This is a genomic window from Pseudonocardia sp., assembly GCF_025465255.1.
Lineage (GTDB): Bacteria > Actinomycetota > Actinomycetes > Mycobacteriales > Pseudonocardiaceae > Pseudonocardia.
The window spans coordinates 159,124-174,358 of sequence record NZ_JAODNI010000121.1; the positions used below are offsets into that span (position 1 = coordinate 159,124).

At 75.0% G+C, this 15,235-nt stretch carries 11 protein-coding genes; all 11 read right to left on the minus strand.

Annotated elements, in window-relative coordinates:
* Nucleotides 1-50: 50 nt before the first annotated feature.
* Nucleotides 51-797 (minus strand): peptidoglycan editing factor PgeF, encoded by a 747-nt coding sequence (gene pgeF, locus JWP64_RS15015; RefSeq protein WP_297496817.1) that lies wholly within the window; start codon nt 795-797, stop codon nt 51-53.
* Nucleotides 794-2,266 carry a cell division protein FtsZ gene (ftsZ, locus tag JWP64_RS15020; RefSeq protein WP_297496819.1) on the minus strand — a complete coding sequence of 491 codons (1,473 nt, stop codon included), beginning with the start codon at nt 2,264-2,266 and terminating at the stop codon, nt 794-796. Before ftsZ ends, pgeF begins: the two co-directional genes overlap by 4 nt.
* A gap of 208 nt (nt 2,267-2,474) precedes the next feature.
* Nucleotides 2,475-3,413 carry an FtsQ-type POTRA domain-containing protein gene (locus tag JWP64_RS15025; protein ID WP_297496821.1) on the minus strand — a complete coding sequence of 313 codons (939 nt, stop codon included), beginning with the start codon at nt 3,411-3,413 and terminating at the stop codon, nt 2,475-2,477.
* Nucleotides 3,410-4,840: a UDP-N-acetylmuramate--L-alanine ligase gene (gene murC, locus JWP64_RS15030; RefSeq protein WP_297496823.1), complete on the minus strand. Its 1,431-nt coding sequence runs from the start codon at nt 4,838-4,840 to the stop codon at nt 3,410-3,412. The genes JWP64_RS15025 and murC overlap by 4 nt, the downstream gene beginning before the upstream one ends.
* Nucleotides 4,841-4,842: 2 nt before the next feature.
* Nucleotides 4,843-5,925: an undecaprenyldiphospho-muramoylpentapeptide beta-N-acetylglucosaminyltransferase gene (gene murG, locus JWP64_RS15035; protein WP_297496825.1), complete on the minus strand. Its 1,083-nt coding sequence runs from the start codon at nt 5,923-5,925 to the stop codon at nt 4,843-4,845.
* On the minus strand, nt 5,922-7,280 hold the full coding sequence (ftsW, locus tag JWP64_RS15040) for a putative lipid II flippase FtsW (RefSeq protein WP_297496827.1): 1,359 nt from the start codon (nt 7,278-7,280) through the stop codon (nt 5,922-5,924). The genes murG and ftsW overlap by 4 nt, the downstream gene beginning before the upstream one ends.
* On the minus strand, nt 7,280-8,650 hold the full coding sequence (gene murD, locus JWP64_RS15045; RefSeq protein WP_297496830.1) for a UDP-N-acetylmuramoyl-L-alanine--D-glutamate ligase: 1,371 nt from the start codon (nt 8,648-8,650) through the stop codon (nt 7,280-7,282). The genes ftsW and murD overlap by 1 nt, the downstream gene beginning before the upstream one ends.
* Before the next feature lie 94 nt (nt 8,651-8,744).
* Nucleotides 8,745-9,815 (minus strand): phospho-N-acetylmuramoyl-pentapeptide-transferase, encoded by a 1,071-nt coding sequence (gene mraY / locus JWP64_RS15050; RefSeq protein ID WP_297496832.1) that lies wholly within the window; start codon nt 9,813-9,815, stop codon nt 8,745-8,747.
* Nucleotides 9,812-11,326, minus strand: a complete 1,515-nt coding sequence (murF, locus tag JWP64_RS15055) for a UDP-N-acetylmuramoyl-tripeptide--D-alanyl-D-alanine ligase (protein ID WP_297496834.1) — start codon at nt 11,324-11,326, stop codon at nt 9,812-9,814. Before murF ends, mraY begins: the two co-directional genes overlap by 4 nt.
* 57 nt (nt 11,327-11,383) lie before the next feature.
* Nucleotides 11,384-12,835 carry a UDP-N-acetylmuramoyl-L-alanyl-D-glutamate--2,6-diaminopimelate ligase gene (locus tag JWP64_RS15060; protein ID WP_297496854.1) on the minus strand — a complete coding sequence of 484 codons (1,452 nt, stop codon included), beginning with the start codon at nt 12,833-12,835 and terminating at the stop codon, nt 11,384-11,386.
* Nucleotides 12,836-13,421: 586 nt separating this feature from the next.
* The coding region (locus JWP64_RS15065; protein ID WP_297496836.1) for a penicillin-binding protein 2 at nt 13,422-15,235 on the minus strand (1,814 nt) is incomplete at its 5' end.

Sequence of the window (15,235 nt, forward strand, 5' to 3'; positions counted from 1 at the left end):
TCGTGCGCGGCACCTGGTACCCGAGCACCACTCACCGCGCAGGGGCGGCGTCAGCCGCGATCGAGCCAGACGACCCCACCGAGACGGCCCGTCTTGCCCTCGCGGCGGTGGCTGTAGAGGTTCCGGTCCTCCATCGTGCAGCGCGGGTCCCCGGCGATCCTGGTGACGCCGAGCCCGAGGAGCTGACGGATGAGGCCCGCCCGCAGGTCGAGGCCCGGGTTGCCGTTGCGGGTCTGGGACGCGCTGCCGGGCAGCTGCCGGTCGACCTCGGTCCGCATGGCGGCCGGGACCTCGTAGCAGAGCCCGCAGACGGCCGGGCCGAGGAGGACCTCGATGTGGTCGCGCTGCGCGCCGAGCGCCTCCATCGCCTCGACGGCGGCGGGCACGACGCCCGCTGCGGCCCCGACCCGTCCCGCGTGGGCCGCGCCGACGACCCCGGCGACGGGATCACCGAGCAGGACCGGCACGCAGTCCGCCGCCAGGATGACGAGCCCGAGGCCCGGCGTCGCGGTGACGACCGCGTCGGTGTTCGGGATGTCCGGCGCGTCCGGGCGGGGCGGCGTCTCGACCGTCGCGACCCGGGTGCCGTGGACCTGGTTCAGGAAGACGGCGCCCTTCAACCCCAGCTCCACGACGAGCCGGCCCCGGTTGAGCCGGACGGCTCCGGGGTCGTCGCCGACGGAGCGGGACAGGTTGAAGGAGCGGAAGTGCCCGGTCGAGCGCCCGCCCACGCGGGTGGTGACCACCCGGCGGATGCGCGCCTCCGCGGCCGGAGCGGAGGGGGTGGACTCGCTCACCGACGCATGAACGGCGGCACGTCGACGTCGTCGTCGAGGTCCTCGACCGGCTTCGCCGCGGCCGGGGCCGAGGCCGAGGAGTAGCCGGAGGACGACCCGAGGCCCGCCTGCGGGGCCGCGGCGGCCTCACCGAAGCTCCGCGGGGCCTGCGCGCCGGCGCCGTCCTGCGTCGTCTCCGGGACGCGCGGCGCCGGGGGCGAGTAGCTCCCGTTCGACGCGGCCGGGGCGGCGGGCGGCAGGGTCCCGCTCTGGTTCGGCGACTGCGGGTGCGGGTGCGGGCTCGGGGCCTGCGGGGCCGGCTGCGACGAGTACTGCGAGGCCTGCGGCTGCGGGGCCGGCGCCGCGTACTGCGTCGTCGCCGGCTGCGGCGCGGCCGGAACGGTGCCGGACGCGGAGTACGCGCCGGTCCCGTTGCTCCCGGAGCCGTTCGACGAGGGCTGCGGGGACGACCGGATGCCCGACGAGCCGTCCGTCGACTCCCCCGACCGGAAGGCCCCGGGCTCCAGCTTCTTGTGCGTCGGTGTCCCGCCCTCGAACCCGGCGGCGATGACCGTGATCCGGACCTCGTCGCCGAGCGAGTCGTCGATCACGGTGCCGAAGATGATGTTGGCCTCGGGGTGCGCGGCCTCCTGGACCAGCGAGGCGGCCTCGTTGATCTCGAACAGGCCGAGGTCCGAGCCGCCCGCGATCGACAGCAGGACGCCCTGCGCGCCGTCCATGCTCGCCTCGAGCAGGGGTGAGTTGATCGCCTTGCCGGCCGCCTGGACGGCCCGGCCCTCACCGCGGGCACTGCCGATCCCCATGAGCGCGCTGCCCGCCCCCGACATGACGGACTTGACGTCCGCGAAGTCGAGGTTGATCAGGCCCGGGGTGGTGATCAGGTTCGTGATGCCCTGGACACCGGAGAGGAGGACCTCGTCCGCCGAGCGGAACGCGTCCATCAGGGACACGCCGACGTCACCGAGCTGCAGGAGGCGATCGTTCGGAATCACTATCAACGTGTCGCACTCGTTGCGCAGGCCGGTGATCCCGTCCTCGGCCTGGCCGGCGCGCCGGCGGCCCTCGAACGTGAACGGCCGCGTGACGACGCCGATGGTGAGCGCGCCGAGCTTGCGCGCGATGGACGCGACGACCGGCGCGCCACCGGTCCCGGTGCCACCACCCTCGCCCGCGGTCACGAAGACCATGTCGGCCCCCTTGAGGACCTCCTCGATCTCCTCGCGGTGGTCCTCGGCGGCCTTGCGCCCGACGTCCGGGTTCGCCCCGGCGCCGAGGCCCCGGGTGAGCTCGCGCCCGATGTCCAGCTTCACGTCGGCGTCCGACATGAGCAGGGCCTGGGCGTCGGTGTTCACCGCGATGAACTCGACCCCCTTGAGGCCGACCTCGATCATGCGGTTGACGGCGTTCACGCCGCCGCCACCGATGCCGACGACCTTGATCACGGCCAGGTAGTTGTGCGGGGGCGTCATGAGGGCACCTTCCGTCTCGCTCGGGTTCCGGTCTCGAATCAGCTCCGGTCTGCCCGGGCCGTACGGGTCGAACGCTAGGTCCCGTGTCCACCACGGTCCAGCAGGCGCGCCGCACGTCGGCAACAGCCCGACCGGGTGTTCCTGAGCGCGAGCCTCCCGGCGTGACCGTTCCGTGACCGGTCGCGGACTGAAAGTGAGAAGTACCGCGTCAGTGCTGGACGGTCGGCAGTTCGGGGCTGGCGACGTCGTAGACGGACCCGGACTCGGTCAGCAGCGGCACGAGGACCGCGGATTTGCGGGCCCCGTCGTCCGCCGTGCCCCACCTGACCCGCCGGTCCTCGGTGAGCCCGAGCTGCACGGTCGGGTCCTCGCCGTCGGCCCCTGTGGTGACGCCCACGGTGAGGATCTGTGCGCGCAGCTGTTCCGGCAGCGCGGCCAGCACGGCGAGGGCGGAGCGGGTGGACTCGTCGTCCGGGCCGACGGCGCCGAAGGTGAGCCGTGGCAACGCCGGCGGCACGGCGGGGGCCTCGTGGTACGGGACGCCGGTGGCGTCGACGAGCGTGAGGCCCTTCGGGGTCTGCGCGAGCGCTACCGCCACCCGTTCGGTGACCGCGATCCCGACGGTGTGCGGCCAGTTCCGACTGACCTCCACGGACGCGACGTCCGGCAGCTGCGCCACCCGGTGCGCCACGGCGGCGGTGTCCACCGACGCGAGCGGCACCCCGGTCTCGACGGCGGCGACGTCCGTCACCTGCTGGACGCCGGCCGGCAGGACGCCCGTGACCTCGACACCCTCGACGTCCGCGAGCCCCGCCCGGTAGAGCAGCGCCCAGCCGCCCGCGGCGAGCGCCCCGAGCAGCACGACGATCGCGATCAGCGCGGCCAGCGTCCGGCGGAGCCGGATCCGGGCCGCGGTCACCGCCGCGGCGGAGGTCGCCGACGCCGGGAGGGCGGCGGCGACCGCACGCTCGCGCGCGATCTTCTCGACGCGAGCCCGTTTCGCCCGTTCCGCCCGTTCCGCCGTGGTCGGCGACGCGGCCTCGGCACCCTTCCGGGCCCCGTCCCGCGCCTTCCGTCGGCCGGCGGGGGCCGCGGACCGTGCCGGCGTCCCGCGGGACCCCGACCCCCGGTCCACGGGCCTGGTCACGCCGTCCCGCCCGCCCGTTCCAGCTCGAGCAGGACCTCCGGCCCGAGCACCGTCACGTCGCCCGCGCCCATGGTGAGCACCAGATCACCGGGGCGGGCCAGCCCGGCCAGCACGCGCGGGACGTCCGACCAGCCCGGCACGAAGTGCACGCGCTCGGCCGGGAGCCGGACGTGGTCCGCGACGAGCTTGCCGGTCACGCCGGGTTCGGGGTCCTCGCGGGCGCCGTAGACGTCCAGCACCACGACCTCGTCCGCCAGGGCCAGGGCCTCGCCGAAGGCGCTCGCGAAGATGCGCGTGCGGGAGTAGAGGTGCGGCTGGAACGCGACGAGCACCCGGCCGCGGCGACCCTGCTCGACGCCGAACACCTCGCGGGCCGCCCGCAGCGTGGCCGCGACCTCGGTGGGGTGGTGGGCGTAGTCGTCGTAGACCGCGACGCCGCCGGCCCGGCCCTTGTACTCGAAGCGGCGCTGGACGCCGTCGAACGCGGCCAGGCCCGCCAACATCCCGTCCACCGGGGCGCCGAGCTCGATCCCCGCCAGCAGCGCGGCCAGCGCGTTGAGGGCCATGTGCTCGCCGGGGACGGCGAGCCGCACCGCCAGCTCGACGCCGCGGTGCCGGGCCCGCGCGAGGGAGCCGCTGCCCTCCGGCCGGAAGTCCAGCAGCACGACGTCCGACCCGCCGGTGGCGCTGCGGCCGTAGCGGCGCACGGGGATCCCGCGGTCCTCCGCGGACCGGGCGAGCTCCTCGGCCCCGGGATCGTCCGCGCAGGTCACCAGCACGCCACCGGGGGTGATCCGGCCGATGAAGGCCTCGAACACGGCGCGGTAGGTCGCCTCGTCGCCGTGATGGTCCAGGTGGTCCGGCTCCACGTTGGTGACGACGGCGACGGACGGCGCGAACGCGGTGAACGACCCGTCGCTCTCGTCCGCCTCGACGACGAACGCCTCCCCCGCGCCGTGGTGCGCGCCGGAGCCGCTGGCGGTGAGGTCCCCGCCGATCGCGAACGACGGGTCCAGGCCGCAGTGCTGCAGGCCGACGGTGAGCATCGAGGTGGTGGAGGTCTTGCCGTGGGTGCCCGCGATCGCCGCGACCAGCCGGCCCTCCGTCAGCGCCGCGAGCGCCTCGGCCCGGTGCACGACGGTGAGGCCGCGCTCGCGGGCCGCGGCCAGCTCCGGGTTCGACTCGCGGATCGCCGTCGACACGACGACCGTGGGCGGCCCGCCGAGCAGGTCCAGGTTCGCCGTGGCGTGCCCGACCTCGACGACGGCGCCGAGCGCGCGCAGGGCGAGCACGGTGCGGGAGTCCTTGGCGTCCGACCCGGAGACGGCGACGCCCCGCGCCAGCAGGATGCGGGCGATCCCGCTCATCCCGGCCCCGCCGATCCCGACGAGGTGGACGTGTTTCCCGAGGCCGTCCGCGTCGCTCATCGTCATCTCCCGACCACCCCGAACACGATGTCCGCCAGTACCTCGTCGGCCCCGGCGTGCCCGGACGCGCGCGCCGCGGCGCCCATCCGGCCGATCCGGCGGGGATCGGCGAACCACGGCACCAGCTCGGCGAGGACCCGGTCCCCGGTGAGGTCCGCGTCGGCGACCATGGTGCCGCCGCCAGCGTCGACGACCGGCTGGGCGTTGAGCGCCTGCTCCCCGTTGCCGTGCGGCAGCGGCACGTACACCGCGGGCAGCCCGACGGCGGAGACCTCGGCGACGGTCATGGCCCCCGAGCGGCACAGCACCGCGTCCGCGGCGGCGTAGGCGAGGTGCATGTCCTCGATGTAGGGCACCGGGACGTACCCGGGCGCCGCGGCCGCGGGCGTGCCGGTGGGCCCGTGGGCGTGCAGGACCGCGATCCCGTGGTGCACCAGGCCCGGCAGTGCCTGCGCGAGCGCGGAGTTCAGCGATCGCGCGCCCTGCGACCCGCCGAAGACGAGCAGGACCGGCGCGCTCGGCGGCAGGCCGAACCTCGCGCGGGCCTCGGGGCGCAGCGCCGTCCGGTCCAGCGACGTGACGGCGTGGCGCAGCGGGATGCCGACCACCTGCGCGTCCGGCAACCCGCTCCCGGGCACCGCGGCGACGACGGCGGCCGCGAACCGGGCGCCGACCTTGTTCGCCAGCCCGGCGCGCGCGTTGGCCTCGTGCACGACGATCGGCACCCGGCCGCGTGCGCCGAGGTAGGCGGGCAACGCGACGTACCCGCCGAAGCCGACGACGACGTCCGCCTCGACCTGGCTGAGCACCTCCCGCACGCGGGACACCGCGCCCTTGATCTTCGACGGCAGCCGCAGCAGGTCCCCGGAGGGCCTCCGCGGTAGCGGGACGGGCGGGATCAGCTCTAGCTTGTACCCGCGCGCCGGGATCAGCCGGGTGTCCAGGCCCTTCTCGGTGCCGAGCGCGGTGACCGTCGCGTCCGGCCGGAGCCGGCGGACGGCGTCGGCGAAGGCGAGCGCGGGCTCGATGTGCCCGGCGGTGCCCCCGCCCGCGACGACGACGGACAGCGGCTTCGGCGCGCTCACCGGCGCACCGCCCGCTGGGCCGGCGGGCGCGCGACCGGGGCCTTGTAGGGCTCGGGCAGCGGGAGCCGCAGCAGCCGCGCGATCCGGCCCTGGCCGTCGGACCGCAGCGCGGCGACCGCCTCGGGCTCATGCCGCGCGGCGTTGGTGAGGATGCCGAACACGAACATCGTGACCACCAGGGAGGTGCCTCCGGAGGAGATGAGGGGCAGCTGCAGGCCGGTGACCGGCAGCAGGCCCACGACGTAACCGATGTTGATCGACGCCTGCGCGACCAGCCAGGTCGTCGACGTCGCGACGACGATACGCAGCCACGGGTCCGTGCTGCGCGAGGCGATGCGCAGACCCGTGTAGGCGAGCGTCGCGAACAGGGCCAGCACGGCGAGGGCGCCGACCAGCCCGAGCTCCTCCCCGATGATGGCGAAGATGAAGTCGTTGTGCGCGTTGGGCAGGTAGCTCCACTTGGCGCGGCCCTGCCCGAGCCCGGCGCCGAGGAGCCCGCCGTCGGCCAGCGAGTAGAGGGCCTGGTTGGCCTGGTAGGCGGGGCCGAGCGGGTCGCTGGTGTCCGAGGACAGGAACGCCGTGATCCGGCTGACCCGGTAGCCGGCCGTGAGGCCGAGGACGACGGCGCCCGCGAGGCCGCCGCCGGCGATGGCCGCGATCAGCCTCATCGGGGCGCCGGCGAAGTAGAGCAGCGCGATCAGCACGATGCCCATGGACACCGACATGCCCATGTCCGGCTCCAGCACCAGCAGCGTCAGCACGACGAGGGTGACCGGGACCAGCGGGTTGAGCGCGTGCTTCCAGCGGTGCATGACGGCGCGCCGGGCGGCGAGGACGTGCGCGCCCCACAGGGTCAGCGCGACCTTCACGCCCTCGGACGGCTGCAGCGAGAACGAGCCGATCGCGAACCACGCCCGGGAACCGTTGCGGAGGACGCCGACCCCCGGGATCAGTACCGCGACCAGCGCCGCGACGCCGACGAGCAGCATCACCGGGCCGAGCGCCCGCATCCGGCGCGGCGGGATCCGCAGGCCGACCCAGAACAGGACGAGGCCGAGCAGGCAGAACATCACCTGCTTGGTGAACACCGAGTACGACGAGCCGTCCTGGGTCAGCGACTCCACCGACGACGCCGAGAGCACCATGACCAGCCCGAACAGGGTGAGCAGGCCGAACACGGCGAGGATCAGGTGCAGCGAGGTCAGCGGGCGGCGCAGCCACACCTGCAGCGCGGTGCCGCTGCGGCTGATGCCGGCCCGGAGCCCCGCGAAGGTGCCCGGCGCGGCCTTGGCGGCCGGCCGCCGGCCGGAGCGGCCGGGCCCGGCGGAGGGCCGCGACGACGTGGGGGCCGCCATCAGCCCGGGTCCCCGGCGGCCGGCTCCCGCACGGCCATCTCCCGGACCGCGTCGGTGAAGGCCCGGCCCCGCGCGGCGTAGTCCCGGAACTGGTCCATCGACGCCGCGGCGGGGGCGAGCAGGACCACGTCCCCCGGCCCGGCGAGCGCGGCGGCACGGTGCACGGCGGACCTCATCGGCCCATCGTCGCCCGCGGCGACCTCCGCGACGGGGACATCGGGCGCGTGTCGGGCCAGTGCGTCGAGGATCTCCGAACGGTCCGTGCCGATCACGACGGCGCCCGCGAGCCGGCCGGCGTGCCGGGCGACCAGGTCGTCGACCCGGGCGCCCTTGAGCAGCCCGCCGAGGATCCAGACGACCTGCGCGTCGCCCTGGGCCGCCAGGGCGGCGTCCGCGGCGTGCGGGTTCGTGGCCTTGGAGTCGTCGACGTAGCGGACCCCGGCGACCGTGCCGGCCTCCGCCATCCGGTGCGCCCCGGGCTCGAAGGCGGCGAGCCCCGCCCGGACGGCCTCCGGCTCGACGCCGTACGCGCGGGCGAGCGCCGCGGCGGCGAGCGCGTCGGTGAGGCCGGGCGGCCCGCCGGGACGGACGTCCTTCACCTCGGCCAGCTCGTCCCGGTCACCGAACGCCCGGTCGAGGAGCTCGCCGCCGGAGATCCCGAGCTGCCCCTCCCCCGGCTCCGCAAGCGTCACGCCGACCTTCCGCGGGGCGGGCGAGCGGGCGAGCAGGTCCGCGGCGAACGGGTCGTCGACCCCGGCGACGGCCACGTCGCCGATGAGGGCCGCGGCCTTGGCCTCGGCGTAGGCGGCCATCCCGCCGTGCCAGTCCAGGTGGTCCTCGGCGACGTTCAGCACCACGCCGGCGGCCGGACGGATCGACGGCGACCAGTGCAGCTGGTAGCTCGACAGCTCCACGGCCAGCACCCGATGCCCCGCGGCGACCGCGGAGACGACCGGGTAGCCGATGTTCCCGCAGGCCACGGCGTCGAGACCGGCGGCGCGGAGGATCGCGGCGAGCATGCCGGTGGTGGTGGTCTTGCCGTTGGTCCCGGTGACGACGAGCCAGGCCGGAGGCTCCGCGCGCTGCGCGCCGAGCCGCCAGGCCAGCTCCGGCTCGCCGACGAGGTCGATCCCCCGGGCCGCCGCCTCGGCGACGAGCGGGTGGTCCGGGCGCCGGCCCGGGCTGGTGACGATCAGGCTCGTCCCGTCCGGGATCGTGCCGTCCCCGGGCACCGCCCCGGCGGGCAAATCCGTGAGCGCGGCGGGGTCGTCGTCGGACACGACGACCCGCGCCCCCGCGGCCACCAGCGCCTCGGCCGCCGCGAGCCCGGAGATTCCGGCCCCCGCCACCAGCACGGTCGCGCCTCTCACCACAACCCCCACCGCGTCGTGGAGCCACGACGCGGAAAGTCGGGTCTCGAAAGCGCGTTGTGGCTCCACGACGCGCGGGGTCGGGGCTGCATGCTCACAGCCCTGCCGAGGCGGTGAGCCACTCGCTGTAGAAGATGCCCAGGCCCAGCGCCGCGCACATGGCGCCGAGCAGCCAGAACCGGATGATGACCGTCGTCTCCGCCCAGCCCGCCAGCTCGAAGTGGTGGTGGAACGGGGCCATCCGGAACAGCCGTCGTCTCGTCGTGCGGAAGACGACGATCTGCAGCGCCACCGACAGCACCTCGACGACGAACACGCCGCCGATCACCAGCAGCAGCAGCTCGGTGTGGGTGACTATGGACAGCCCCGCGACGAGGCCGCCGAGGGCCAGCGAGCCGGTGTCCCCCATGAAGATGCGGGCCGGGGCGGCGTTCCACCAGAGGAAGCCGATGCAGCCGCCCATCGCCGCGGCGGCGACGATCGAGACGTCGAGCGGGTCCCGGACCTCGTAGCAGCCCGCCGCGGAGACGACCGCACAGCTGTTGCGGAACTGCCAGAACCCGATGATCACGTAGGTGGCCAGCACCATCGCCGAGGTGCCGGCGGCGAGCCCGTCCAGGCCGTCGGTCAGGTTCACCGCGTTCGACCAGGCCGAGACGACCAGGTAGGCGAACACCACGAAGCCGATGCCGCCGAACGAGATCACCGCGATGTCCCGGACGAACGACAGCGTGTCCGACGACGGCGTGAGGTTGCGGGCGTTGGCGAAGCGCAGTGCGAGGATCCCGAAGACCACCGCGGTGAGGAACTGCCCCACCAGCTTCGAGGTCTTGTTCAGGCCCAGGTTGCGCTGGCGGCGGATCTTGATGAAGTCGTCCAGGAAGCCGACGACGCCGAGCGCGGTGGTCAGGAACAGCACCAGCAGCGCGGACGCGGACATCGGCTCGCCGGTGAGCAGGTGCGCGGCGAGGTAGCCGACCCAGATGGACAGCAGGATCGCGACGCCGCCCATCGTGGGCGTGCCGCGCTTGCTCTGGTGGCTCTTCGGGCCGTCCTCGCGGATCTCCTGGCCGAAGCCCTGCTTCGCGAAGAACTTGATGAGGTACGGGGTCATCAGGATGGACAACGCCAGCGCGACGCCCGCGGCGACGAAGACACCTCTCACCGGGTCACCAGTTCCTGCTCGTTCGTGTTGTCGGGGACGTCCGCCAGCAGGGCGGACGCGAGGCGGTCCAGTCCGGCGGACCGGGAGGCCTTGACCAGGACGACGTCGCCCGGGGCGAGCTCCGCGCGGAGCAGGGCCAGGGCGGCGTCACGGTCGACCCGGCCGGTGGTGCGGGGGCCGGCGCCGTAGGCGTCCGTGCCGACGGCGACGATCCGGTCGACGCCCAGCTCGCGCGCCGCGGCGGCGGTCTCGGCGTGTGCGGCGGCGGAGTCCGGCCCCAGCTCGGCCATCGGGCCGAGGACGGCCCAGGTGCGCCTTCCCGGCTGCGTCTGCGTGGGCCGGGCGATGGCGGCCAGCGCCCGGAGCGCCGCCAGCATGGACTCGGGGTTGGCGTTGTAGGCGTCGTTGACGACCGTGACGCCGTCGGCCCGCTTCTCGACCTCCATCCGCCAGCGCGACGCCGGGGTGGCGGCCGAGAGTGCCGCGGCGATCCCCTCCGGGGTGCCGCCGAGCTCGAGCGCGACGGCCGCGGCGGCCAGGGCGTTGGAGACGTGGTGCTCGCCGACGAGCTGCAGCGCGACGTCCGCCTCGCCCACGGGGGTGACCAGCCGGAATCGGGCCCGGCCGGCGTCGAGGACGACGTCCCGGGCGCTGACGTCCGGGCCGGGTGGCGCGCCGGTGTGCGCAGAGCGCTCTGCAGACACCGGTGCTGCCAGACCGAAGCGGACCACCCGGGCCGCCGTGCGGGAGGCCATCGCGGAGACCGCGGGATCGTCCGCGTTCAGGATCGCGACCCCGTCCGCGGCGAGGGCCTCCACCAGCTCGCCCTTGGCCTGCGCGACCCCCTCCGGCGAGCCGAACTCGCCGAGGTGCGCGCGCCCGACGTTGAGCACGAGCCCGATCGACGGCGGCGCGACCGCGCAGAGCCGGGCGATGTGCCCCGGCCCGCGGGCGGAGAGCTCCAGCACGAGGTGCCGGGTGTCCTCGGTCGCCCGCAGCGCCGTCCACGGGTGGCCGAGCTCGTTGTTGAAGGATCCGGGCGGCGCGACGGTCTCCCCGAGCGGCGCCAGCACGGTCGCGACCAGGTCCTTGGTCGAGGTCTTGCCGGAGCTTCCGGTGATCCCGACGATCCGCAGCCGCGCCGGACCGGTCGCCAGCGAGTCCACGTTGCGCCGCGCGAGCCGGCCGAGCGCGGTGAGGACCGCGGCCCCGGAGCCGTCCGGGTCGAACTCGTCGAGGTAGGTGCCACCCGCGCTCGGGGGCGCGGCGGGCACGATCACCGCGGGGGCGTCGACCTCCCGGGCCGCCAGCACGCCCACCCCGCCGGCGGCGACGGCGGCCGCGGCGAAGTCGTGCCCGTCCGTCCGCTCGCCGGGGAGCGCGAGGAACAACCCCCCGTCGCCGACCTTGCGGGAATCGAACTCGACCGCGCGGACGCGCTCGTCACCGGTGGCCCGGTGCAGCCTCCCGCCCGTCACCCGGGCGATCTCGGCCAGCGTCATCTCGATCATGGTGTCTCCCTCCTCGGCGGACGGAGTCCCTCCGGTTCCGTGTGGGGCATGTCCGGATCAGCCGCCGGCCGCGCGGATCGCCGCGGCGAGCTCGTCGACGTCGTCGAAGGGATGCTTGAAGCCCTGGATCTCCTGGCCCTTCTCGTGCCCCTTGCCCGCGACGACGACCGCGTCCCCGGGCTTCGCGATCGCGACGGCGGCCGCGATGGCCGCGCGCCGGTCCCCGACCTCGAGCACGTCCCCGCGTCCGGGCTCCGCCTCCGCGCCCGCGCGCATCGCGGCGCGGATCTCGGCGGGGTCCTCGGTGCGCGGGTTGTCGTCGGTGATCACCAGCAGGTCCGAACGGGCCGCCGCGAGGGCACCCATCAGCGGCCGCTTGCCGCGGTCCCGGTCCCCGCCGCAGCCGAGCACCGTGATCAGCCGGGCGCCGCGGCCCGGCAGCTGGGCGCGCAACGCGTCGAGCAGGGCGGCGACGGCGGCGGGCTTGTGCGCGTAGTCGACGACGGCCAGGAACGGCTGCCCGACCTCCACCCGCTGCATCCTCCCCGGCACCGCGAGCCGGCCGAAGTGCTCGGCGGCGACGGCCGCGGACACCCCGACGGCGTCCAGGCAGGCCAGCGCGAGCAGGGCGTTCGCGACGTTGAAGGCGCCGGGGAGCTGCAGCGCGACGGGGATCTCCTCGCCGTCCGGGCCGACGGCGAGGAAGTGCTGGGCACCGTCGGGGTCCGAGGCGGCGTCGCGGGCGGTCCAGTCGGCCGCGGGACTGGTCGTCGAGACGGTGATCACGTCCGGGGCGAGGCCCGCCAGCTTCCGACCCCACTCGTCGTCGACGCAGATGACGCCGCGCTCGGCCTTCACCTCGTCGTCGAGGAAGAGGCGGGCCTTGGCCGCGAAGTAGGACTCCATCGTCGCGTGGAAGTCCAGGTGGTCCTGGGAGAGGTTCGTGAACGCGCCGACGGCGAAGCGGGTGCCGGCGACCCGGCCCATCGCGAGCGCGTGGCTGGACACCTCCATGGCGACGTCGGTGACGCCCTGCTCGCGCATCACCGCGAACAGCGCCTGCAGGTCCGGCGCCTCGGGTGTGGTGAAGGCGCTGGGCAGGCTGGTGTCCCCGATCCGGGTCTGGACGGTGCCGAGCAGTCCGGTGGAGCGCCTGCCCGCGGCCAGCCCGGCCTCGAGCAGGTGCGCGACCGTCGTCTTGCCGCTGGTGCCGGTGACGCCCAGGACGTCCAGCGCGGCCGTCGGGTTCCCGTAGACCTCGGCGGAGAGCGCGCCGAGCACGGCCCGGGGGTGCGGGTGCAGCAGGACCTTGATGTCCGGTCCGGAGGTAGACCGCACGGCCTCGGCCAGCTCCGGGCGGGTCAGCCCGGCGGGGTCGGTGAGGACGGCGGTGGCGCCGGCGGCGAGGGCCTGCCCGGCGAAGTCCGCACCGTGCACGCGGGAGCCCGGCAGGGCGGCGAAGAGATCACCGGGGCGGACCTCCGCGGCCCGGTGCGTCACCCCCGTCACGGCGGCGGGACGGCCCCCTGCCGGGTGCGGCTCCGCGCCGACGGCGGCCGCGAGCGCGACCACGTCGACCGGGCGGACCAGCGCGGGGCGCGGTGGCAGACCGACCGCGTCCGTGGGGGGAGAGCTGGCGGGCGACACGTCGCGGAAGGTTACCGGCGGCACGCGCACCGCTCCCCGGCGCACCGCCGAGGCCCCGGAAGGCCCTCACCGCCGGGCGCACGGGGCCCACCGGTGGCCGTCGGACCTGCGGCACGTTCCGCACGCGGCGGGTCCGGAAGATCCGGTGGCCGCCGGGAGCGCACCGGTGATCGACGTCCGCGGACCACGTCGGGCGCCCGGGCCGCCGGGTGTCCGCAAGATCTCACGGAACGCCGATCACCGCGCAGGGGGGACGTCCCGCCGAGGACGCGCACCCGTGGCGCTCTCGAGCCGCGGCGGGACACGGAAGGCCCACGAGCCTCGGGCCGTTCGGGCCTTCGCCCATGATCGACGGGCCGCCCCACCGGCCCGCCGCCGCGCGTGACTCGTGGCGCTCCCGTGTCGCGCTGTGGCACGAAAGCGCCACCAGTGCCCCGGACGGCGCCGCTCAGGGCGCGACGAGGGTCTGGATCGGGGTGGGGTCCGGGCTGACCGGAAGGGCGTCCTTCTGCGCGATGTAGCTCGCCATGTCGTGGAACAGCGGCGCGGCGCTCGTCCCGCCCTGGGGCGCGTCGAGCATGATCGCGATGACGTACCGCGGGTCCTGCTGCGGGATCATGCCCGCGAAGGTGATCCAGTACGTCGACGAGGCGTAGCAGCCGCAGGACGGGTCGATCTGCTGTGCCGTGCCCGTCTTCCCCGCGACCTGGTAGCCGGGGACCTCCGCCGCGTAGCCGCTGCCCTGCTGGCCGTGGGCCTTCTGGGTCACGGCCATCAGCATCGTCCGCAGCTGCCGCGCCGTCTCCGGCGAGACCACCCGGACGCCCTCGGGCTGGGCCGTCGGCGTGCGGGTGCCGTCCGGGGCGATCGTGGCCTCGACGATCCGCGGCGGGATCCGCACCCCGTCGTTCGCGACGGCCTGGTACATCCCCGCCATCTGCAGCGCGGTCATGGACAGGCCCTGGCCGATCGGCAGGTTGCCGAAGGTGGAGCCGGACCAGGTGGAGCGGGCCGGGACGAGCCCGGCGCTCTCTCCCGGCAGGCCGACGCCCGTCTTCTGCCCCAGGCCGAACCGCACCAGCATGTCGGAGAAGTGGTCCTCGCCGACCTTCTGCGCGAGCATCAGCGTGCCGACGTTCGAGGACTTCGCCAGCACGCCGGTCACCGTGTAGTGGTCGAGGCCGTGCGACCAGGCGTCGTGCACCGTACGGTCCGCGACCTTGATGCTGCCGGGCACGTCGAGCACGTCGTCCGGCTTTGCGACGCCGTTCTCCAGCGCCGCGGCCATCGTCACGATCTTGTTGACCGAACCCGGCTCGAACGGGCTGGACACTGCGGCGTTGCCGAGCGTGGCCGGGTCCGCCGAGCCGATGTTCGCCGGGTCGAAGGTCCGGCCGTTCGCCATCGCCCGGACCTGGCCGGTCCTCGCGTCGAGCACGACGGCCGAGCCGCCCTTGGCGCGGGTCTTCGCCACGTAGTCCTGGAGTTGCTGCTGGACGGTGTACTGCACGTCCGAGTCCAGCGTGAGCTGCAGGTCCGAGCCCGGGACGGCGGCCAGCTCCGCGCGGGTGCTGCCGGGGATGACGGTGTCGCTGCCGGACGCGGTGTCCACGATCTGGTAGCCGTCGGTCCCGGACAGGAGGTTGTCCTGCGAGGACTCCAGCCCGGCCCGGCCCGTCAGCTTCCGGGCGTCCGCACCCCACGTCGACGAGCCGACCACGTTGGCGGCGAGGTTGCCCGCCGGGTACTGGCGGGACTCCCGCTTCTCCTCGGCGATCTCCGGGAACCGGTCGCGCAGGTCCCGGGCCACGCCGGGGTCGACGAGCGGGGCGAGGACGATGTAGCCGCGGTCCTGGGCGAGCCCGGCCGAGAGCGCGTTGGCGTCCGCGCCGGTGGCCTGGGCGACGGCCTGGGCCATCTCGTTCTTGTACGCGGCCGCCCGCTCGCCCTTGTTCAGCGCCAGCAGCCGCGGGTTCGTCACCAGCGCGACGGCCTCGGTGCTGAAGGCCAGCGGGTTGCCCGCGCGGTCCAGGATCGAGCCGCGCTCGGCGGCCAAGGTGATCTTGGTGGTGCTCTGCTTGGCCGAGCTCGCGGTGAGCTCACCCGCCTGCACGGTCTGGATCAGCAGCAGTTTGCCCGCCGAGACGAGCAGCAGCGCGACCAGCACGAGCCGGCCGATCCGGAAGCGGTTCCGCCCACGCCCCGAGCGCAGCACCGGCCGCCGGGAGGGCCCGGGGCGCCGCGCCGAGGGCGACGAGCGCG